This window comes from Rhodococcus sp. 15-649-2-2 (genome assembly GCF_002258645.1).
In the GTDB taxonomy this organism is placed as follows: domain Bacteria; phylum Actinomycetota; class Actinomycetes; order Mycobacteriales; family Mycobacteriaceae; genus Rhodococcoides.
In genome coordinates, this window is record NZ_NPFM01000031.1 from 713996 (window position 1) to 735492 (window position 21497).

Here is a 21497-nt window from a genome sequence, read left to right on the forward strand (position 1 = left end):
GCTCAGTCGCCGAGCAGATCCGGGCGACGCTCGGCGGTCCGTGTCAACGACTGAGCCCGACGCCATGCCGCTATCTTCGCGTGATCGCCGGAGAGAAGGACGTCGGGAACGTCGAGTTCGCGCCACCGGGCCGGACGCGTGTAGCTCGGCCCTTCGAGCAGACCATCGGAGAACGAATCCTCTTGGTGCGACTGTTGATTGCCGAGTACTCCGGGCATGAGTCGAACCACCGCCTCGGCCATCACCAGGACGGCCGCCTCGCCGCCGATGAGCACGTAGTCGCCGATACTGACTTCTTCGACGCGTACGCGGCGCGACGCGTCGTCGAAGACCCGCTGATCGATTCCTTCGTACCGGCCGCACGCGAACACGAGATGTTGCTCGGTGGACCACCGTTCGGCCGTGCGCTGGGTGAACGGAACACCGGCGGGAGTAGGAACGACGAGGAGCGAATCCTCGGTCAGTACGTGGTCGAGGGCATCGCCCCAGACCGTCGGCTTCATGACCATCCCCGGTCCGCCGCCATAGGGTGAATCGTCGACGGCCTTGTGCACGTCATGGGTCCACGATCGCAGATCGTGAACCTCCACAGAGACAAGACCGCGGTCGATTGCCTTGCCCAACAGAGCAGTTCGCAGCGGAGTCAGGTATTCGGGAAAAATGGTGACGACGTCGAGGCGCACGATCTACTCCGGGTCCAGCAGGCCCTCGGGCGGATCGATCTCGATCGTCTTGTCGGCCAACGACACCGACGTCACGATCGCGGCCACGAAGGGAACGAGAATTTCGGCGCGGGTGTCTCCGCCGAACGTCGTACTCGGCCGGATGGAAAGCAACTCGCCCGCTGCCGAGTGCAGGACCTCGCGGACCGTTCCCACTGCCGAGCCGTCGGTCAGAACGACGGTGAGTCCCTCGAGTTCGTGATCGTAGAATTCGTCCGGATCGTCGGACGGGGGCAAGTCCGTCGACTCGACGATGAACAACGTTCCGCGGATCTGGTCCGCGGTCGTCTTGTCGTCGATGCCGTTCAGACGCAGCAGAAGCCGCCCGGAGTGTTCCCGGACGGCATCCACCGTGTACGAGGCGGGAGCAGCGTTCGATCGAGGCTTGCGGCCGCGAAGAACGGACCCTACCGCGAAGCGGTCGTCGGGGTCGTCGGTGCGAACCTCGACGACGACTTCGCCTTTGATGCCGTGCGACTTTGCAACACGGCCGATGACCAGCTCCATAATTGTGTGCGTGACCTAGTGGTCCGTGTCGACCACATCGACACGAATGCCGCGACCACCGATACCCGAGACGAGTGTGCGCAGCGCCGTGGCGGTACGACCGCCGCGACCGATGACCTTGCCCAGATCGTCGGGGTGCACGTGAACCTCCACAGTGCGACCACGACGGCCGGTGATCATCTCGACGCGAACGTCATCGGGATTGGCGACGATGCCGCGAACGAGATGTTCGACGGCATCGGCGACAACGGCACTCACTTCTCAGCAGCCTCGGCGGCCGGCGCGTCTGCCGTCTCGGTTGCTGCAGCGTCGGTGCTCTCCGCAGCGGCGTCGTCGGACTTCGGAGCCTTCTTCTTCTTCGCGGTGGTGGCCTCGCCCTGCGGCTCGGAATCTGCCTGCGCCAGTGCGGCGTTGAACAGGTCGAGCTTCGACGGCTTGGGCTCGGCGAGGCGGAGGGTTCCCTCGGTGCCGGGCAGACCCTTGAACTTCTGCCAGTCGCCGGTGATCTTCAGCAGGGCCTCGACAGGCTCGGTCGGCTGCGCGCCGACGCCCAGCCAGTACTGCGCACGCTCGGAGTTGATCTCGATGACGCTGGGGTCCTGCTTGGGCTCGTACGTGCCGATGGTCTCGATCGCACGGCCGTTACGGCGGGTACGAGCATCGGAGATGACAACGCGGTAGTGCGGGGTGCGGATCTTGCCGATACGCATGAGCTTGATCTTGACAGCCATGTTCTGGTGGAGCCTTTCGAAAGTTGGTCACGGCGCAATTCAGCGGTTCACACGGCATGCGAACCCGGTTTTGCGTTGAAGGTTGTTGTGACCGCCGCGCGGTACGTAACCGGAAGACGGGCGAACAGCTGTTCATTGTGCCAGACGAGCACCGCGAACCGTGAATCGCCCTCGGCAACGACTCGCTCAAGCAAGCAGGATCACGAGAGCAGGCAGAGTGTTGTTCATCGAGTGGGCCGTGGTCGACGCCACGATCGAGCCGGTCCGCATTCTGGCGATGCCGATTGCCAGCCCGCCCCACAGCAGAATCACGAAGCGCCACCATTCGCGATGCCAGATGGCGAACACGACCGCCGTGATCGCCAGGACCACCCATCGATTGCCCAGCCAGGCCATCGGCATCGGGCGGGTGCGCGTCTCGAGCGCGCCCCACAGCATGCCGCGAAACATCGTTTCCTCGCAGATCGGTGCGCCGATCCAGATCCATACGGCCAGAGCGACTTTCCATCCGACAGCCGTATCCGTGACGTTGCCCAGTGGGGTCTGGTCCTCGAGGTCGAGGCTCGACAAGAGCACCAGCGCGAGCAGTAGACCGCCGACCACGGCGACACCACCCCATGCCAGTCCGGATCGAACCTGACCCAGCAGTTCGGAACTGGATCTGGGAAGACCGAAATCCACGACGGGACCGTTGCCACGAGACATCGAGATCGCCACAGCCAGTCCGGCGGCGAGCAGGCTGGGAATCATGATGCCCACGACGAACAGAGAGGAGGTCTCGGTCGTCACGACGAGTCCGAGAAGCAGGAAGCCCGCCAGATTGAGGCCGAGAACGAGCGCTGCCGCCGGTAGTCCCCATCGCTGGCCGAGTCGACGCTGGTGAGCGGCCTGTTCGGCCCGCCAGTAGGTCTCGGACAGTCCCGAGCCTTGCTGCTGAACGTGATTCATCGGTGCCAATCCGGCCCAACTCGGGCGGTTCGGGTCGAACTGCCCGCCGCTGTTGTACGGATCAGTCATCACCGGCCTCCGATCTTCTCGTCGTGTGGGCTCCTCTGTCGGTCACGCGTCCGCGCAGTATCACCAGCTCCGGGTTGGCCAGCACGTCCGGTCCTCCACGCGGATCCTCGGAGTAGACGACGAGGTCTGCGGGTGCGCCGTGCTCGAGCCCCGGTCGTCCCAGCCAGGACCGAGCGTCCCAGCAGGCAGCACCGAGGGCGTCCGTCGGAGAGAGTCCGACGCGCGCGAGTGCCGCGACCTCGTCGGCGATGCGACCGTGGGCGATCGACCCACCGGCATCGGTTCCCGCATAGATGGAGATCCCGGCATCATGGGCCCGTCCGACGGTGTCGGCGACGCGGGCGTGCAGCGCCCGCATGTGCCGGGCGTAGACGGGGTATCGGGTGGCGGAGTCCGCGATTCCGGGAAACGTCTCGATGTTGATGAGCGTCGGCACCAGCGCAGTTCGGTGCTCGACCATCATCTCGATGGTCTCGTCGGTCAGACCGGTGCCGTGTTCGATGCAGTCGATTCCCGCCGCGATCAGTCCGGGGAGCGCATCCTCGCCGAATACATGGGCGGTCACCCGCGCGCCCTCGGCATGAGCAGCGGCTATGGCGTCGACGAGGATCGAGTCGTTCCACAGCGGCCGAAGATCGCCTACCGAGCGATCGATCCAATCGCCGACGAGCTTGACCCAGCCGTCACCGAACCGAGCTTGCTGTGCAACTGCCTCGGGCAACTGCGACTCGTCCTCGATATCGATGGCCAGACCCGGTATGTACCGTTTCGGCGATGCGATGTGTCGGCCTGCTCTGATGATCCGGGGAAGGTCGTCCCGCTCGTCCAACTCGCGGGTGTCGACCGGAGACCCGGCGTCGCGAAGCAGCAACGCGCCGACGCCTCGCTCGGTCTGTGCCTGTCGGATCGAGCCGCTCAGGTCCGTGTGGCCCCCGCCGTACTCGATTCCCACATGACAGTGGGCATCGACGAGACCGGGCAGAATCCAGCCACCGTCGTGCACGAAATCCGCGTCCGCAATCGGCTCCACGGAGACGAGACCGTGGTCGATCCAGAGATCGATCTCGGACCCGTCCGGCAGTCCGCGGCCCCGCACCCGCATCGCCGACACGTGCGGCGCTTACTTCTTCGGCAGTTTCAGCTGAGAGAGATCGATGCCCTCCAGCCCTGGTGGCAATTGGTCGAGGCCCTTGGGCATGGACGACAGATCGGGCATTCCAGCTGGCATTCCGCCCGGCATTCCGGGGAATCCACCGCGGATCTTCGGCTGTGTCGGGCCGCGAGCACCCTTCTTGCCCTTCTTGCCCTTCTTGTTGTTCCGCACCTGCTTGCGCGCGCCCGGCATACCCATGCGCCCGGCCATCGCCGACATCATCTTGCGTGCCTCGAAGAATCGATCCACCAGCTGATTGACGTCGGACACCTTGACGCCCGAACCGTTCGCGATACGGAGTCGCCGCGATGCGTTGATGATCTTCGGGTCGGTTCGCTCCTGCGGCGTCATGCCGCGGATGATCGCCTGAACACGGTCGAGTTGCTTCTCGTCGACGTTGGCGAGTTCCTTCATCTGACCCGCACCGGGCAACATGCCCAACAGATTTCCGATGGGCCCCATCTTGCGGACGGCCATCATCTGCTCGAGGAAGTCGTCGAGCGTGAGCTGTCCCGAGCCGATCTTGTTGGCGGTCGCCTCGGCCTGTTCGGCGTCGAAGTGCTGCTCGGCCTGTTCGATGAGGCTGAGAACGTCGCCCATGCCGAGGATCCGGCTGGCCATACGATCGGGGTGGAAGACGTCGAAATCCTCGAGCTTCTCGCCGGTCGACGCGAACATGATGGGCTGCCCGGTCACCTCGCGGACACTGAGTGCCGCGCCGCCACGAGCGTCGCCGTCGAGCTTGGTGAGCACGACGCCGGTGAAACCGACTCCGTCGCGGAACGCCTCGGCGGTGCTGACGGCATCCTGGCCGACCATGGCGTCGAGAACGAACAAGGTTTCGTCCGGCTCCACCGCATCGCGAATCCCAGCGGCCTGGCTCATCAGCTCGGTATCGATGCCGAGGCGGCCGGCGGTGTCGACGATGACCACGTCGTACTGCTTGCTCCGCGCCTCGGCGATGCCGGCTCGCGCGACCTCGACGGGATCTGCAGCCGAGACACCGAGTGCGTTGTCACCGCCGCCGATCGACGTGCCGGGATGCGGCGCGAACACAGCTGCGCCCGCGCGCTCGCCCACGATCTGAAGCTGGCTGACGGCACCGGGGCGCTGCAGGTCGCAGGCAACGAGCAACGGAGTGTGGCCCTGGCCCTTGAGCCATTTGGCCAGCTTGCCTGCCAGTGTCGTCTTACCCGAACCCTGCAGGCCGGCGAGCATGATCACCGTGGGCGGGTTCTTGGCGAAGACGAGTCTGCGGGTCTCGCCGCCGAGGATGCCGACGAGTTCCTCGTTGACGATCTTGACTACCTGCTGCGCCGGGTTGAGCGCGCCCGACACCTCGGCACCCTTGGCACGGACCTTGATGCGGTTGATGAACTCCCGCACGACAGGCAGGGCCACGTCCGCTTCGAGCAGGGCCAGACGGATCTCGCGGGCCGTGGCGTCGATATCCGCACCGGACAGTCGACCTTTGCCACGCAGGTCCTTGAGAGTCCCGGCCAACCTGTCGGAAAGGGATTCGAACACCGATTGCACTCCTGAGCTAGCCGATCACCGAAAACGAGCCGAATCCGGCACGGTCACCAGACTAGCGCCAGCACAACCTGCCGTCGCTGGGGCGTGCGGCAGCCGTGTCGTTCGACAGACGGACGTGTCGCTCGGAGATGGCGCCGAGTCAGGCGTTGCGCGCGGAATCGTTCCATGTCACTGCCACTCCCCGCGTCGAGAGCCACGATGCGGGATCGACCTTGACGCCCGAGGGATCGTGCACCTCGAAGTGCAGATGCGGACCGGTCGATTGGCCACGATTGCCCACCGTGGCGATCTGCTCGCCGGCCGACACGCGCTGACCGGTCTGCACCGAGAAATCGTTGACATGTCCATAGATCGTCTCGGTGCCGTCGTCGTGCTTCACCTTCACCCAGAGACCGAACCCGGATGCCGGGCCCGCGTCGGACACCGTGCCGTCGGCGGCCGCATAGATGGGGGTCCCGATGGGTGCCGCGATGTCGAGGCCGCTGTGCTGGGCGCCCCATCGCGATCCGAAATTGGACGTCAGCACGCCCGCCACGGGCTGGACCGTGGCTTTCTTCAGCGAACGCAGACTCTCCAGCGGTGACGCACCACCTGTACCCAGCTGACCCAGACCCACGTCGTCGAGCCATTGTTGCGCTGCAGCACCGGGATCGGCCACTCCGAATGCAGCGAGCGGACCCGGGCTCGGTGCGGCGCTGGGCTCCACTGCCGGTGCGGCCTCGGAGGGCGTCGACTCCGGAGATGCGGGCTGCGCCGGGGGTGCCGACTGTGGGGGTACGAACTGCGGGGGTACGAACTGCGGAACCTCGAACTGCGGAACCTCGAACTGTGGGGGGACGAACTGGGGTAGCTCGAATCCCGCGGGGAGCAGCCCCTCCGGTACGGCGAAGGGGAAACCTGCGGCGGGCGGCTCGGGTATCGGAGCGGCACCCGCGGTACCCGCCCCCATCGACGTCGCGCCGACGACGATCGCACCGGTAGCCGCGACGATGGTCGCGGCCCGTCGACCGGTGTCCGGGGTCACTTCTGCGGCGCGGTGCTTACCGGGCGTCGTATCCGTTGCTGTGTCGGCCGGTGTGTAGATGTTCGACCGTCGGTGGGATCCCACAGTTCGTGCCTCTCGCATTAGCAGCAGTGGAGCCTGCAGAAACGACTCTTTGTTCCGGCGGTGTGGAGTCTGCGGATGTGATCTCGCCGAGTCGTCCTGCGTGTGGTGACGAACATAACAAATTGATATCGGGGGTAAACCCACCGGCCGTAACTTCGTGAGAAGTCACCACGGAGTGTCGGTTTGCGGTTGTGTTCCGACCAGCGGTCAGGTGCCCTCGGGCTTCTCCGGAGGCTTGGGCGGTTCCGGGGCCGGTACAACCGCGAGCAAGGCTCGTTCGAGATCCTCTCGGACCGCCCTGCTGTCCGCTCCCGCCAGGTCGATGCAGAAGGAATCGACCACCGAGCTGCCCAGTGTCGACACTCGAGCCCAGCGGATATCGGATCCCTGCTGTTCGATGGCACTGGCCAGCCTGCAGAGAAGACCGAGCCGGTCTTCTGCTCGAAGTTCGAGCACTACCTGGCCTGGTTCGTGGTCGTCGAACCAGAGCACCCGAGGCGGAGCCTGCGCGTAGAGAACCGGTACCGCCGAATCCTCGCCGTCGTCCTCTACGGTCTCGGCTCTGGCGTCGCGTTCCTTGGCGTCGAGTACCGCGACGAGGTCGAGTTCTCCGGCCTGAGCGCGGATGATCTCCTGCCGGAGCAGACCGGCCTGCGGCGGAGCTCCGAACAGCGGCGCAACGTCGAACGAGTTGATCGCCGACCCCTCGTGACTGCCGAGCGAGGCAGAAAGCACGCGCAGCGAGTGCAGCGCCAGGACTCCGGCAGCGTCCGACAGCAGTCCCGGGGTGTCGGGCGCGACGACCGTGACGACGAAGGTGTGGAGCCCATCGGTCGGCGCGATGTCGACGTGCACACCTCCCCGCGCGGCCAGCTCGATGTGAGCCGGGTCGAGTGGATCCGGGGATGGCAGAGACTCCCCCGCCATCACCAATCGACAGCGTCGCACCAGCTCGCGAATGAGCGACGCCTTCCAGTCCCCCCAGACTCCGGGACCCGTGGCGAGCGAATCCGCTTCGGCGAGAGCATGAAGCAGCTCCAGCAGGATGGTGTCGGCACCGAGTGCGTCGACGACGGTCTGCACGGTTGCAGGGTCGTCGAGGTCGCGTCGGGTGGCGGTCTCCGGCAGCAGCAGGTGGTATCTCACCATCGACGTCAGCAGCGCCACATCGGACGGCCACAGCCCGAGCCTGTTACCGATCTGGATTGCGAGATCTGCACCGACGACGCTGTGGTCGCCGCCGCGCCCCTTGCCTATGTCATGTATCAGCGCGCCGAGAACCAGCAGATCCGGACGCGCGACCCTGGTGGTCAAAGCGCTTGCATAGGCAGCAGTTTCGACCAGATGCCGATCGACGGTCCACGTGTGCACCGCATCTCGCGGCGGCAGGTCGCGCACTGCGCCCCACTCCGGAATGAGTCGGCCCCACAGGCCGGTTCGATCGAGCGCTTCGATGGCCGCAATGGCTTTGCGACCCGATCCGAGCAGCACGAGCAGATCGTTCAGAGCCTCCTTCGGCCAGGGCTCGCGGAGCTCGGGTGCGCTGTCCGACAACCGGTTGAGTGTCGATGCCGACATCGGCATTCCGGTCTGTGCCGATGCCGCGGCGACGCGCATGATCAGGCCCGGATCCTTGTTCGGCCGTGCGTCACGGGCGAGTACCACCTCACCCGCGTGTTCGACGACCCCCTCGTCGAGTGGACGACGAACCGGGACACGACGCAGACGTGAAAGACCTTTCCTCGGCAGCGAATTGCCGGCAGTACGCAAACCGACATCCACCGAGTAACTGATGGTGCGAGCCGAATCGCTCAGCACGCGTGCAAGATCGAAGCGATCGCCGATGCGGAGCGCGGCACCGATTTCATCGGCGTCCTGCGCGCGCAGTTGATCCCGCGCTCGGCCGGCAACACGGTGCAGTTCGGTGCGGACGTCGAGAAGTCTTCCGTGCGCGAATGCCAAACCGCCACCGGGCGATTCGGGGCCGAGACCGGGCATACCGTCGGTGAGTTGGGCGATGGAGAGGGCGTCGAGAAGCTGTACGTCACGCAATCCGCCGCGGCCACTCTTGAGCTCGGGCTCGGCGCGGTGCGCGATCTCACCGCTACGTGCCCACCGGCCGCGGGTCTGCTCGATCAGCTCGTCGAACCGTCCGCGAATTCCGGTGCGCCACTGGCGACGTACGCCGCCGATGAGCAGATTGCTCAACTCGACGTCACCGGCGATATGGCGGGCCTCGAGCATCCCGAGCGCTGCCGTCATATCGGCCGCCGCTACCTGGAGAGCCTGCGGCACCGTGCGCACACTGTGATCGAGCTTGATATGGGCGTCCCACAGTGGATACCAGAGCTTGTCGGCGACCTCGGCCACGATTCGCGGTTCGAGATCGTCGTGCAGCAGTATCAGGTCCAGATCCGAGTACGGCAGCAGTTCACGGCGTGCCAGACCGCCGACAGCGACGATCGCAAAGCCCGAGTCCGGTTTGATCCCCAGCTCGGCACCTTTGGTGGTCAGCCAGAACTCGTGGAGATCGACCAGAGCCTGCCTCAGCGACGGAGCATCGAGGCGACGGTTGCGCGTGCCGCCGTCGAGTAGTTGTTTTCTGGCGCGAGCGAGATCTGCTGCAGCATCGCTCGTGCCCTTCGATGCGGAGCCCGTGGAGACCGAAGGCCCCGATCCTGACGCTTTCGCGCCAGAACCGGGGCCCCCGGCCCGAGACCCTTTGGGGTCAGAGTGCATCGGCGCCACGTTCTCCGGTGCGGACTCGGATGACCGAATCGACCGGGGAAACCCAGACCTTGCCGTCACCGATCTTGCCGGTGCGAGCGGCCTCGACGATGACCTCGACGACCTTCTCGACGGCAGCGTCGTCGACGACTACCTCGACACGCACCTTCGGAACGAAGTCGACCGAATACTCGGCACCTCGGTAGACCTCGGTGTGCCCCTTCTGGCGACCGTAGCCCTGAACCTCACTGACGGTCATTCCGAGCACGCCGGCCTGCTCCAGCCCCGTCTTGACGTCCTCCAGGGTGAACGGTTTGACGATTGCCGTGATCAGCTTCATTTTTGATTCCCTTCACAAGACCTCGAGTGCCCGTTGTCGTACGGTGCAGCGTTCACATCTATCTCTACCTTGTCAGGCGAAATCATATGCAGTCTCAGCGTGCTCGGCTTCGTCGATGCCATTGGCCTCTTCCTCGTCCGACACACGCCAGCCGAGAGGCTTGAGCGCGAACGCGATGACCGCGGTGATGATGCCGGTGAAGATCAACGCGAACAGTGCGATGACGATCTGCACGACGAGCTGCTTGTAGTCGCCGCCGTAGAACAGGCCGGTCTCGGAGCCGAGGAAGCCGATTCCGATGGTGCCCCACAGGCCTGCGACCAGGTGCACACCGACTACGTCGAGCGAGTCGTCGTAGCCGAACTTGAACTTCAGTCCGACCGCGAGGGCGGACAGAACACCGGCGATGACGCCGAGAATCATGGCACCGACCGGGGTCAGCGCGCCTGCGGCCGGGGTGATTGCTACCAGACCGGCGACGATGCCCGAGGCAGCACCGAGGCTGGTGGCATGGCCGTCACGAATGCGCTCGGTGATGAGCCAGCCCGCGATGGCCGCTGCGGTGGCAGCGGTGGTGTTGACCCAGGCCAAGCCGGCGATGCCGTCGGCTGCGAAGGCGGAACCGGCGTTGAATCCGAACCAGCCGAACCACAGCAGCGCTGCACCGAGCATGACGAACGGCAGGTTGTGCGGGCGGTAGGCGACCTTGCCGAATCCGGCGCGCTTGCCGATGATGATCGCCAGAATCAGGCCTGCGATACCGGCGTTGATGTGCACGACCGTGCCGCCGGCGAAGTCGATCGGGGCGACGTTCGCAACCAGTCCGCCCTCACCGTCGTCGGTGGTACCGAAGATCTTTGCCGCCAGACCGTTCTCGGATCCGGAGAGCAGTCCGCCGCCCCAGACCATGTGGGCCAGTGGGAAGTACGCGAGGGTGACCCAGATGCCTGCGAATGCCAGCCACGTGCCGTACTTGACGCGGCCTGCGATGGAGCCGCTGATCAGTGCGACCGTGATGATCGCGAAGGTGACCTGGAATGCCACATCGATGATGTTGGCGTATCCCCATGCACCGGCGATGTAGTTACCGTCGGCATCGGTGATCGAATCCTTGAGTCCGAAGAACTCGAACGGGTTGGCGAAGACGCCACCGATGTCCTGGGTTCCGTAGGACATCGACCAACCCCACAGGAAGTAGATGATCGAGACGACGGCCATTGCTCCGAACGACATCATCATCATGTTCAACACGGACTTCGACTGCGACATACCGCCGTAGAAGAACGCCAAGCCCGGCGTCATCAGCAGTACCAGAGATGCTGCAATCAGCATCCACGCGGCGTTGCCGGAGTTGGCCAACATATCCTCGGGACTCACGTACACCCTCCATTCTCCTGCACACCGGTTGGCGCGCCGTTACGCAAGAAGAGTGGTTTCACGAAGTTTCATCCGTGACACTCGGGTGTTTCGGACATGTGAACGCATGACCGAATTCTGTTGCAAAAAGGTTTCGTGCTGGCGTTTGTGCTTTTCGACCGATTCGCAGGCGACCACAGGGGCTCGATCAGCCGAGCAGCGCGTCGACGAACGCTCCCGGCTCGAACGGGGCCAAATCGTCGGCACCCTCGCCGAGACCGACCAGCTTGACGGGCACTCCGAGTTCACGCTGGACCTGAAAAACGATGCCACCCTTCGCGGTTCCGTCGAGCTTGGTCAGCACGACTCCCGTGATGTTCACGATCTCGGCGAAGACGCGGGCCTGTGTCAGTCCGTTCTGGCCCACAGTTGCGTCGAGAACGAGCAGAACGTCGTCGACGTGGGCCCGCTTCTCGATGACTCGCTTGACCTTGCTCAGCTCGTCCATCAGACCCGATTTGGTGTGCAACCGTCCCGCGGTGTCGATCAGAACCACATCGACACCGTTCTCGATTCCCTTGCTCACCGCGTCGAAGGCGACAGCGGCCGGATCTGCTGCCTCCTTGCCACGAACCACCTCGGCACCGACTCGCTCGGCCCAGGTCTGCAACTGATCGGCCGCGGCCGCGCGGAACGTGTCGGCGGCTCCGAGCAACACTCGCCGCCCGTCCGCGACCAGTACGCGAGCGAGTTTGCCGGTGGTCGTGGTCTTGCCGGTGCCGTTGACTCCGACCACCAGCAGCACGGCAGGCGCACCGTCGTGCGGAAGCGCTCGAATCGACCGATCGAACTCGGGATGAAGTTGCGCAACGAGAATCTCGCGCAGAAGTGCTCGCGCATCGGACTCGGTGCGGATACTGCGCGCCGCCATCTGCTCACGCAGGGTGCGCATGATCTCTGCGGTGGTCGCAGAACCGATATCGGCGATCAGCAGGGTGTCCTCGACCTCTTCCCAGGAATCTTCGTCCAGGTCACCGCCGCCGAGCAATCCGAGCAAGCTCTTGCCCACCGCGGACTGAGAGCGCGCCAGGCGACCGCGGAGCCGATCCAGCCGACCCTCGGTGGGATCGATGGTGTCCAGTCGAGGAGCAGGAGCCTCGGCGTCCACGGCCGGTTCCGGCACTGCGGGCTCGGCCGGCTCGGGGGGCTCGACAACCGGCTCCTGAGGCTCGACGACCGGTGCCTCGGGTTCGAGCACCTCCGGCTCGTCCTGGGTGGGAGTGGGTGCCACCGGCGTCGGCTCGACCGGGGAGGTCTCGACGGGCTTCGGGACAGGTTTCGGCGCAGGTGGAACGGGCTTCGGGGCAGGCGCGACGGGCTCGGCGGTCGCCGTGCCCTGGCTGAACGAGAAACCACTGCCCGCCGTATAGCCACCGGATCTGTCCTTGGTGGCCGCGTCCTCGATCCGCGCGGCCTCGTCCGACTTGAGCGACACTCTCCGTCGACGGGAGAGCACCAGCCCGACGACGAGAACGACCAGTAGGACAGCGGCGATCGCCGCGACGATGATCCACGCTTGGTTACTCACGTACCCCATCCTGTCAGGCGTTCACGGCCGTTCGTCACCGGTGGTGCTTCGCCCGAGAAAAGCACTGTCCCCCACCCCAGCCGTGTCGATAGCATCTGAAGTCATGGAGTGGACGACGGTGCGCGATGCCGACCGATTGACGGAGATGTTCGGCCAGCCGAGCTTTCGAGCCGCGAACAAGGACCGCAGCACACTGCACCCGCTGGACGTGCAATGGCTCGCTGCCTCGCCTTTTTGCCTGATGGGTACCTCGGACGCGAGTGGACGGTGCGACGTCTCCCCCAAAGGTGACCCGCCCGGCAGCTTGGTCCACGTCATCGACGACGCCACGATCGCCCTTGCCGAACGTCCCGGCAATCGTCGGATGGACGGCTACCGGAACATTCTCGAGAACCCGTTCGTCGGACTGAACTTCTTCGTGCCGGGGCGCGGTGACACTCTGCGCATCGCCGGTCGCGCGTCACTGGTGACCGATGCACCGTTCTTCGACGAACTGCAGGTCAAGGGCCACCGGCCGATCATGTGCCTCGTCGTCGACATCGAGCAGGTGTTCCACCACTGCGCCAAGGCGTTCATGCGGTCCAAGTTGTGGCAGCCGGAAACATGGGATGCGGAGTCCATTCCCGATGTCGCGTCCTTGACGAAGGCGTTGATTCCGCAGGCCCCCGAGACCGTCGAGGAACTGCGCGAGTACTACGGGCCCTCGTACACCGAGCAGCTCTACCCGAAGCAGTAGGCGGGACCGGACCTACGAGACCGCGTCCGGTTCGACCACGGGTGCTGTCTCCGGCTCGGCTACATCCACCGCGACGCGTTCTCGGTTCAGTCGCTGCGAGATGACCGTGGTGATGCCGTCACCGCGCATGCTGACGCCGTACAACGCGTCGGCGACTTCCATGGTCGGCTTCTGGTGCGTGATGACGATCAGCTGCGACTTCTCACGGAGCTGCTCGAACAACCCGATCAGTCGGCGCAGGTTGGTGTCGTCGAGTGCAGCCTCGACCTCGTCCATGACGTAGAACGGTGACGGCCGGGCACGGAAGATGGCCACCAACATGGCGACTGCAGTGAGCGACTTCTCGCCGCCCGAGAGCAAGGACAATCGCTTGACCTTCTTGCCCGGTGGACGCGCCTCCACCTCGATTCCGGTGGTGAGCATGTCCGACGGGTCGGTCAGAATCAGCCGTCCTTCGCCGCCGGGAAAGAGTTTGGCGAACACGCCGGTGAATTCTCTTTCGACGTCCAGCCAGGCCTCGGTGAAGACCTGCAGGATGCGGTCGTCGACGTCGGCGACCACGCCGAGCAAGTCCTTGCGCGCGGACTTGACGTCCTCGAGTTGAGTGGACAAGAAGTTGTAGCGCTCTTCGAGGGCTGCGAACTCTTCGAGAGCCAACGGGTTCACTTTGCCGAGTGTGGCGAGATCACGTTCTGCGCGTTTGGCCCGCTGCTCCTGAGTGGCGCGATCGAACGGCATGGGCGCGGGGGCCACAACCTGCTCACCGCGTTCCTTGGCGGCCTCGTACTCCGCCATCTCGAGCTCGGTCGGGGGCAGCGTCGCATCGGGGCCGTACTCGGCCACCAGATCGTCGAGGCCGATGCCGTGTTGTTCGAGAATCGTCGTTTCGAGTTGCTCGATTCGCAGTGCCGCCTGCGCACGGGCGACCTCGTCCCGGTGGACGGCGTCGGTGATCGACGCAAGCTGGCCCTGAAGGGCCCGAACCTGTTCCTTGACCTTGTCGAGTTCGACTGTGCGCGTAGCGCGTTCGGCGGAGAGCTGGTCGCGCCTTCGTGCCGCCGCAGCCACCACCGAGGCCAATCGAGCGGCGAGGTCCTCACCCGATTCGCCGACGGCAGCAGCCACTGCGGCAGCGTGCCGCCGGGCTGCGCCCTCGCGTTCGGCTCGTGCCCTGGCCTCGCGTTCGGTTCGCGCCGCTCGGCGCAGCGAATCGGCTCGGCCCCGCACCGACTGCGCGCGCTCCTCGGCGGTTCGTACGTTCAGCCTCGCCTCGACCTCCACCGCGCGCACTTCGGTCAGTGCCGCAGCCGCCATCTCGCGCTCCATGGTGGTCGCCGCGTCACCGCTCTCGCCGTCTCCGGCGAAACCGTTCTGTTCGTCCTCTGCCGTCCGCAGACTGTCTTCGAGCTCGGCCAGGCGCTCGATCGCTTCTTCGCGGCTCGCTTCGGCGGAACTGCGCTGGGTCGCCAATCGCGCGGATTCTGCGTGTGCCGAACGTGCCAGCTGCCCCAAGCGACCCAACTGCTCGTACACAGCGGCCATCGCAGCATCGGATTCGTTCAGGGCTGCGAGCGCCTGCTCGGCGGATTCACGCCGGTCGCGCTGTTCCGCCAACGCGCCCGACAGCGCGGCGTCGAGCTCCTCGGCCCGGCGTACGGCCGCCGTCAGCTCCACCGTCGACGTATCGATCGCCGACTGTACTTCCAGGGTGCTGGGTCGACGGTCCGATCCGCCGGTGACCCAGCCCGGCTCGACGACGTCGCCGTCCGTGGTCACGGCACGCAGTTCACTCGAATCCGAGACGAGCCGGTGCGCCGCGTCCAGCGAGTCGACAACCACCACACCGTCGAGCAATGCCGCCATCGCTCCGGCCAACCGATCCGGATACTCGATCAGGTCGAGTGCCCACCGAGCACCGTTCGCTAGCGCAGGCCGTTGAATCGGTTGTGCAGCAACAGCATTACCGTGCACGATGGACGCGCGACCGCCGTCGGCAGCGCGTAGGGCCAGCACGGCAGCGCGCGCAGCGTCGAACGATTCGGCGTGCGCAGCATCGGCCGCCGGACCCATGGCGACGGCGACCGCGATCTCGTACCCCGGCTCGACCGTGAGATGGCCGGCGAGCAGACCGGACAGACCGTCCTGCTGGTTCTCCACCAGCCACCCGGCACCGTCCTTGCGTTCGAGGCCCATGGTGAGCGCCTCGATCCTGGCCTCGAACGATGCCACCCTCTTACCAGCGATGCGCTCTTCGGCCTGCAATTCCGATACCCGGGCGTCGGCATGGCGTAATGCGGCGACCGCTCGTTCGTAATGGGTGTCGAGGCTGAGCTCACTGGCGTCGAGGGTGCCGATCTGATCCTGGACGCTCTCGAACTCACGTTGAGCCGACTCGCCGCGTTCTCTGGCCTCGTCGATGGCCACCGAGAGTCGCGCTACTTCGGCGTCGATGGACTCGACCTTGGTTCTGAAGGTGTCGACTCGACCGGACAGGCGCGCGAATCCTTCGCGGCGGTCGGCAACCGCGCGAACAGCGGCGAGGTGAGCACGCTCGGCGGCTGCAGCAGCGGATTCGCGCTCGGCGAGCTGCTCGCGGGCCGCTTCGAGGGTTTCGCGCGCCATCTCGACGGCCTCGACGAGTTCCATTTCTTCCTCGGCGACGCGCTCGGCCTGTGCTTCGAGCTCGTCCGGATCCTGCCCGCGACCGGTGCTCTGGACGGCGTCCAGATGCCGAGCACGTTCGTGCGCGATGCGTACCGTCGCATTCACGCGTTCGGCCAGCGCGGACAGGCGAAACCACGTCTGCCCGGCCGCTTCGGCGCTCGGTGTCAGCCGTGCCACCGCCTGCTCGTGTTCTGCGAGCGCTACGGTTCCGGCTTCGAGGGCATCCTGCACCATCGCGTACTGTTCGCGAGCCGCTTCCTCGTCCTGGGTCTGGTTCGCGAATTCTTCACGTCTGGCCACCAGGTCGTCGGCCACCAACCGCAGCCGAGCGTCACGCAGGTCTGCCTGCACGGTCTGCGCGCGACGCGCAACCTCGGCCTGCCTGCCCAGTGGCTTGAGTTGACGGCGCAATTCGGTTGTGAGGTCCGTCAACCGCGCGAGATTGGCCTGCATCGCGTCGAGCTTGCGAACCGCTTTTTCCTTGCGCTTGCGGTGCTTGAGCACCCCGGCGGCTTCCTCGATGAAGGCCCGACGGTCCTCGGGACGCGATTCCAGGATCGCCGCCAGTCGACCCTGCCCGACGATAACGTGCATCTCGCGGCCGATACCGGAATCGCTGAGCAACTCCTGGACGTCCATCAACCGGCACGAGCTGCCGTTGATCTCGTATTCACCGGCACCGTCCCGGAACATGCGTCGGGTGATCGAGACCTCGGAGTAGTCGATCGGCAGCGCACCGTCCGAGTTGTCGATCGTCAGAGTCACCTCGGCGCGGCCGAGGGGTGCGCGGCCGGACGTACCCGCGAAGATGACGTCCTCCATCTTCCCGCCGCGCAACGCCTTGGCACCTTGTTCACCCATCACCCAGGTCAGGGCATCCACGACGTTGGATTTACCGGAGCCGTTGGGGCCGACCACACAGGTGATTCCAGGCTCGAAACGAAGAGTCGTCGCCGAAGCAAAGGACTTGAAGCCCTTGAGCGTCAGACTCTTGAGATACATAGCGTCCGTACTTTACCGGTACGACGTAGCGATGTGCGCCGAGCCGTCCGCGGGCGGCGGCGGGTCACCGTTCCACGAAGCCTGTGAGGCCGCCGCGGGCGCTCTCCCAACTCTCGACGACCAGGGTGACCGTGCCCGGGGTGCTGCCGCCTCGGAGCAATTCCAGGAGTGCGTCGAGGCGCTGACGCGGACCCTCGGCTATCACCAGAACACGTCCGTCCGCGTGGTTGGTCGCATGCCCGACCAATCCCAGCTCCAGCGCACGCGAGCGAGTCCACCAACGAAACCCGACCCCCTGAACCAGGCCGTGCACCCATGCCGTCAGCCGTTCGTCCGTCATACCGGACTCATCTTTCGGACCGTTCCGTCGAAACTCGTGGCGTACAACGCCTCCGAATCGAATCCGAATCCGCCGAAAGCAACCGACGAGGTCAACGGCACTCCGGTCGCGATGACACAGGACGATCCGGTCTCGGGATCGACACGGACGACCCTGCCCGCGAGATTCTGTGCGAGATAGACCGTTCCGTCGTCGGCCACGGTCAGATCGTCCGACATCGTGAGCGGTCCGAATCCGTCGACGCGAATGCGCGTGGACGGACCGGCCGGGTCCTTCTCGTCGAGCACAGTCACCGTCGTTTCCGGATCGAACGTAGTGGCCACGTAGATGTTTCCGCCGCCGACACCGATGCCGTTGGCCGAACCCAGATCGGTACGCACCGTCGACACCGAACCGACCGTCTCATCGCCGCCGACTGCGATGCGAGTGAGCCCAGACGCGCCACCGAGATTCCGGGTGGTGAACAGATCGCCGGTGGCGGAGCGGGCCAGGCCGTTGGGCATGGTCAGGCCCGACGCGTACGTCGACCTGGCACCCGTGCCGAGATCGATCGTCTCGATCGTTCCCGTCCGCATGTCGAAAAGTCCTGCGGCAGCACTGTTTCCGGTTGTGAAGTACAGAGTGTCTCCGTCCCGTACCAATCCGCCGGGTGACTCGACGCCCGACACGAGAGTGCCCCGGTCCCCGTTCGGTGCGACGGTACGCAGAGCGCCCGGTCCGATCGGCGAGGTCTCGGAGACGATCATCGAGCCTCTGCCGTCGAATTCCAGATTCTCGAGCAGCCCGAATCCCGATGCCACCGTGCTCACCGACCACGGACTGCAGGTGCTCGACGCCTCCGCGGTGGGAGACAGGGCAACCGACGCTGCGAGAACAAGGCCCGCCACGACGGCGGCTGCCCCCACCTTCATCAGGCGTCCACGTCGATGTCCAAGTTGATCGTCGTACCCGCCTTCAGGGTCCGCCCCACCGTGCAGACCTTGTCGATCGCCCGCTCGACGACGGTGAGCAGTCGCTGCTGCGCATCCGGCTCCATCGCGCTGAGGTCGACGCGGAGGATCTCGTTCAATTCCGGGTACAGCTCGTTCTCACGATCTGCTGCACCGGACACTTCGACGGTGGCGGAGTAGTCGTCCCCCAGTCGACGCGAGAGCGGTACGTCCGAGCTCATACCGGTGCACGCTGCGAGTGCGATCTTGAGCAGCTCACCGGGTGTGAAGACGCCCTCGACCGACTCGGAACCGATGAGTACTTCGGCTCCTCGCGAGCTGCGACCGGTGTAGCGACGGGTGCCTGTGCGCTCGACCCAGAGGTTGGTCGGCGTGCTCTGTTCTGCCATGACCGAAATACTAGGCGGGCGGCTCAGGAGTGGAGCCTGCGGAATGACCTCTTCACACAGGAGTGGAGCCTGCGGAATGACCTGTGCGCTGTCAGGTCCGGATGTGTCGGGGTCTCGGCTGGCAGGTGGGGCAGCTGAACGAGGAGCGGTTCATGAACTTCTCACGCCTGATCGGTGCTCCGCATCGTGAACAGGGCAGACCTTCCTGTCCGTAGGCATCGAGCGACCTGTCGAAGTAGCCGGACTGTCCGTTGACGTTGACGTACAGCGCATCGAACGAGGTACCACCCTGCGCCAGGGCCTCCCCCATCACCGCGTGGACGGCAGTCAGCAGTCGACGAAGAGCAGGCCGGGTCAACGTTTCTGCGATGCGGTTTCCGTGAATCTTCGCCCGCCACAGAGCCTCGTCTGCGTAGATGTTGCCCACGCCGGACAGCACGGTCTGATCGAGGAGAGCCCGCTTGATCTCGGTGTGCTTGCCGCGCAACACGTTCACCACGGATTCCGCGTCGAACAGCGGGTCGATCGGGTCTCGCGCGATGTGCGCCACCGGTTCGGGTACCGGTGTGCCGTCCACCGTCACGATCGGGGAGAGAGCCCAGCCGCCGAATGTTCGCTGGTCGACGAACCGAAGATCGGTACCGTCGTCGAGTCGTGCCCGAATCCGCAAGTGCTTCTCGTCCGGCGCGGACGGCGGCTGCACCAGCATCTGTCCACTCATACCCAGGTGCACGACAGTGGCGAAGTCGCCGGGCTCCATCACCAGCCACAGATACTTCCCACGGCGCCGGGCCGAGGACACGCGCTGACCCCGCAGCTGACCGATCAGATCGAGGCCACCGAGATCGTGACGACGCACGGCACGGGGGTGCAGTACCTCCACCGAATCGATGGTCTTACCCACCACGTGAGATTCCAGACCGAGCCTGACGACTTCGACCTCGGGCAATTCGGGCATCAGGAAGGGTCGGTCGGGGGCACGTCGGCTACGGCAATGTCGTTGCCCGACAGCGTATTCCACGCCAAACTGGCGGCCTTCTGCTCGGCTTCCTTCTTCGATCGACCGACTCCGACGCCCCGGGGGAATCCACCGATCAACACGGTGGCAGTGAATTCCTTGTCGTGGTCGGGTCCGGTGGACGCAATCTCGTATGCCGGAACGCCCAGGGCGCGTTCTGCAGTCAATTCCTGCAGGCTCGTCTTCCAGTCCAGACCTGCACCGAGCTTGGGAGCACGGTCCAACAGGCCGGCGAACAGGGTCAGAACGACGGTGCGAGCGACGTCGATGCCGTGTTGCAGATGAATCGCACCCAGCATCGACTCCATACCGTCGGCCAGGATGCTCGGCTTGTCGCGGCCGCCGGTCTGCTCCTCGCCCTTACCCAGCAGCAGATGACGACCCAGACCGCCGTCACCGAGACCGCGCGCTACTTCCGCCAAGGCATGCATGTTCACCACGCTTGCCCGGATTTTGGCCAACTGGCCCTCGGACTTGGTGGGGTGCACCGCGTAGAGATGCTCTGTCACCGCCAGGCCGAGCACCGAATCGCCCAGGAACTCGAGGCGCTCGTTGGTAGGAAGACCGCCGTGCTCGTAGGCAAACGAACGATGGGTCAGAGCCAGGGTCAACAGTGGTTCCGACAGAGAAACACCGATAGCGGCGAGGAGCGACTCTCGGTCGTCCCCGCCGCTGACGGCAGTAGAACTATTCTTCTGTGAATCGTTGTTGCGACGATCCACTACTTCGTTGGTCACCGGAGCGGGAATCAGACCGCTGCGACGACCTGGCGGCCCTTGTAGGTACCGCACGAAGGGCACGCGATGTGGGGCAACGTCTTCTCGCCGCACCCACGGTTGGGGCACGTCACGAGGGTGGGCGCAGTGGTTTTCCACTGTGCACGACGCGACCTCGTGTTGGAACGCGACATTTTGCGCTTCGGGACAGCCACTTACTTCTCCTCGGCTTCGTTGTTCACAAGTTCTGTGCTCGGTTCTGGATCCACGCCAAATTTGGCTGCAAGTCCAGCCCAGCGAGGATCAATTGTATCGTGACTGTGGCCGGATTCAGCAATCGCCAGGCGAACGCCGCATTCTGGGCACAATCCCTCGCACTCGTCACTGCAGACGGGATGGAGTGGAAGCTCCAGACCGACCGCGTCGACGATGACGGGTTCGAGGTCTATCAGGTCGTCGACGATGCGGTGGATCTCGTCCGCATCCGTGGTCTCCTCGGTGATGCTGTTCGGGTATGCGAACAGTTCGGTCAAGTAGACGTCGACGTTGCCGCTGACCGGATCGAGGCACCGCGTGCACTCGCCGGCAGTGGCAGCTCGTACGGAACCGGTGACGAGAACGCCCTCCGATACCGCCTGCAACTGCAGATCGAGCGAGACCGGGACTCCGGCTTCGATGGCAATCGCATCGAGGCCGATTCGGGAAGGAGCCGGAACCGTCCGCTCGACGGTCTTCGTCGACCCGGGTCGACGACCGAGGTTGAGGATGTCCAGAACGAATCCGGCGTCCAGTTCAGGACGGGTCGTTCTCTTGGGCGGGGGCACGGCTGTTCTTCCTTACTGTCGGTTTGCCTACTGTCGGTAAGCAACCCCACAACGATACGCATGCGTGCATACG

21 protein-coding genes are annotated in these 21497 nt (G+C 65.1%); 1 reads left to right on the plus strand and 20 read right to left on the minus strand.

The genetic code is table 11. From position 1 onward, the window contains the following. Positions 1 to 2: 2 nt before the first annotated feature. The 12 genes from trmD to ftsY all read right to left on the minus strand — a co-directional run bounded on the left by trmD (position 3) and on the right by ftsY (position 12785). Entirely contained in the window at positions 3 to 683 is a 681-nt protein-coding gene (trmD, locus tag CH305_RS24100; protein ID WP_032377039.1) for a tRNA (guanosine(37)-N1)-methyltransferase TrmD, read from the minus strand. A gap of 3 nt (positions 684 to 686) precedes the next feature. Beyond that, positions 687 to 1229 carry a ribosome maturation factor RimM gene (gene rimM / locus CH305_RS24105; protein WP_094705050.1) on the minus strand — a complete coding sequence of 181 codons (543 nt, stop codon included), beginning with the start codon at positions 1227 to 1229 and terminating at the stop codon, positions 687 to 689. 15 nt (positions 1230 to 1244) lie between these two features. Then, positions 1245 to 1487: an RNA-binding protein gene (locus CH305_RS24110; protein ID WP_008717313.1), complete on the minus strand. Its 243-nt coding sequence runs from the start codon at positions 1485 to 1487 to the stop codon at positions 1245 to 1247. Then, positions 1484 to 1960, minus strand: a complete 477-nt coding sequence (rpsP, locus tag CH305_RS24115) for a 30S ribosomal protein S16 (protein WP_032377037.1) — start codon at positions 1958 to 1960, stop codon at positions 1484 to 1486. The genes CH305_RS24110 and rpsP overlap by 4 nt, the downstream gene beginning before the upstream one ends. Before the next feature lie 186 nt (positions 1961 to 2146). Further along, a complete protein-coding gene (locus CH305_RS24120; protein ID WP_094705052.1) occupies positions 2147 to 2977 on the minus strand; it encodes a CPBP family intramembrane glutamic endopeptidase in 831 nt (276 codons plus the stop codon). Next, positions 2970 to 4079 (minus strand): amidohydrolase family protein, encoded by a 1110-nt coding sequence (locus CH305_RS24125; RefSeq protein WP_094705312.1) that lies wholly within the window; start codon positions 4077 to 4079, stop codon positions 2970 to 2972. Before CH305_RS24125 ends, CH305_RS24120 begins: the two co-directional genes overlap by 8 nt. An 18-nt stretch (positions 4080 to 4097) precedes the next feature. Further along, on the minus strand, positions 4098 to 5657 hold the full coding sequence (ffh, locus tag CH305_RS24130) for a signal recognition particle protein (RefSeq protein ID WP_032403595.1): 1560 nt from the start codon (positions 5655 to 5657) through the stop codon (positions 4098 to 4100). A 148-nt stretch (positions 5658 to 5805) separates the two neighbouring features. Further along, entirely contained in the window at positions 5806 to 6774 is a 969-nt protein-coding gene (locus CH305_RS24135; RefSeq protein WP_094705314.1) for a M23 family metallopeptidase, read from the minus strand. 207 nt (positions 6775 to 6981) lie between these two features. After that, on the minus strand, positions 6982 to 9513 hold the full coding sequence (locus CH305_RS24140; RefSeq protein WP_094618813.1) for a [protein-PII] uridylyltransferase: 2532 nt from the start codon (positions 9511 to 9513) through the stop codon (positions 6982 to 6984). Beyond that, positions 9503 to 9841 carry a P-II family nitrogen regulator gene (locus CH305_RS24145; protein WP_019664269.1) on the minus strand — a complete coding sequence of 113 codons (339 nt, stop codon included), beginning with the start codon at positions 9839 to 9841 and terminating at the stop codon, positions 9503 to 9505. The genes CH305_RS24140 and CH305_RS24145 overlap by 11 nt, the downstream gene beginning before the upstream one ends. A gap of 72 nt (positions 9842 to 9913) precedes the next feature. Next, positions 9914 to 11218, minus strand: a complete 1305-nt coding sequence (locus tag CH305_RS24150) for an ammonium transporter (RefSeq protein ID WP_373454579.1) — start codon at positions 11216 to 11218, stop codon at positions 9914 to 9916. Positions 11219 to 11405: 187 nt separating this feature from the next. Next, positions 11406 to 12785, minus strand: a complete 1380-nt coding sequence (gene ftsY, locus CH305_RS24155; RefSeq protein WP_094705316.1) for a signal recognition particle-docking protein FtsY — start codon at positions 12783 to 12785, stop codon at positions 11406 to 11408. 103 nt (positions 12786 to 12888) lie between these two features. Here ftsY and CH305_RS24160 point away from each other — a divergent pair, with 103 nt between their 5' ends. Then, positions 12889 to 13521 (plus strand): MSMEG_1061 family FMN-dependent PPOX-type flavoprotein, encoded by a 633-nt coding sequence (locus tag CH305_RS24160; protein WP_032403179.1) that lies wholly within the window; start codon positions 12889 to 12891, stop codon positions 13519 to 13521. A 12-nt stretch (positions 13522 to 13533) separates the two neighbouring features. Here the strand turns inward: CH305_RS24160 and smc are convergent, their stop codons facing one another. From smc to CH305_RS24200, 8 genes are all read right to left on the minus strand, one after another. Further along, positions 13534 to 17187, minus strand: coding sequence for a chromosome segregation protein SMC (smc, locus tag CH305_RS24165; protein ID WP_037151378.1), 3654 nt, complete (start codon positions 17185 to 17187; stop codon positions 13534 to 13536). Between the two features lie 64 nt (positions 17188 to 17251). Beyond that, positions 17252 to 17527: an acylphosphatase gene (locus CH305_RS24170; protein WP_094705056.1), complete on the minus strand. Its 276-nt coding sequence runs from the start codon at positions 17525 to 17527 to the stop codon at positions 17252 to 17254. After that, complete coding sequence (locus CH305_RS24175; protein WP_256983977.1) at positions 17524 to 18438, minus strand: SMP-30/gluconolactonase/LRE family protein; 915 nt, start codon at positions 18436 to 18438, stop codon at positions 17524 to 17526. The genes CH305_RS24170 and CH305_RS24175 overlap by 4 nt, the downstream gene beginning before the upstream one ends. Next, the gene (locus CH305_RS24180) at positions 18438 to 18866 is read right to left on the minus strand and encodes an OsmC family protein (protein ID WP_094705058.1); all 429 of its coding nucleotides are present in this window, start codon (positions 18864 to 18866) and stop codon (positions 18438 to 18440) included. The genes CH305_RS24175 and CH305_RS24180 overlap by 1 nt, the downstream gene beginning before the upstream one ends. A gap of 91 nt (positions 18867 to 18957) precedes the next feature. Beyond that, complete coding sequence (gene mutM / locus CH305_RS24185; RefSeq protein ID WP_032403175.1) at positions 18958 to 19824, minus strand: bifunctional DNA-formamidopyrimidine glycosylase/DNA-(apurinic or apyrimidinic site) lyase; 867 nt, start codon at positions 19822 to 19824, stop codon at positions 18958 to 18960. Continuing rightward, positions 19824 to 20606, minus strand: coding sequence for a ribonuclease III (rnc, locus tag CH305_RS24190; RefSeq protein WP_094705060.1), 783 nt, complete (start codon positions 20604 to 20606; stop codon positions 19824 to 19826). Before rnc ends, mutM begins: the two co-directional genes overlap by 1 nt. A 26-nt stretch (positions 20607 to 20632) precedes the next feature. Next, positions 20633 to 20815 carry a 50S ribosomal protein L32 gene (rpmF, locus tag CH305_RS24195; protein WP_032397784.1) on the minus strand — a complete coding sequence of 61 codons (183 nt, stop codon included), beginning with the start codon at positions 20813 to 20815 and terminating at the stop codon, positions 20633 to 20635. After that, positions 20816 to 21424: a DUF177 domain-containing protein gene (locus CH305_RS24200; protein WP_032403173.1), complete on the minus strand. Its 609-nt coding sequence runs from the start codon at positions 21422 to 21424 to the stop codon at positions 20816 to 20818. Positions 21425 to 21497: the final 73 nt, after the last annotated feature.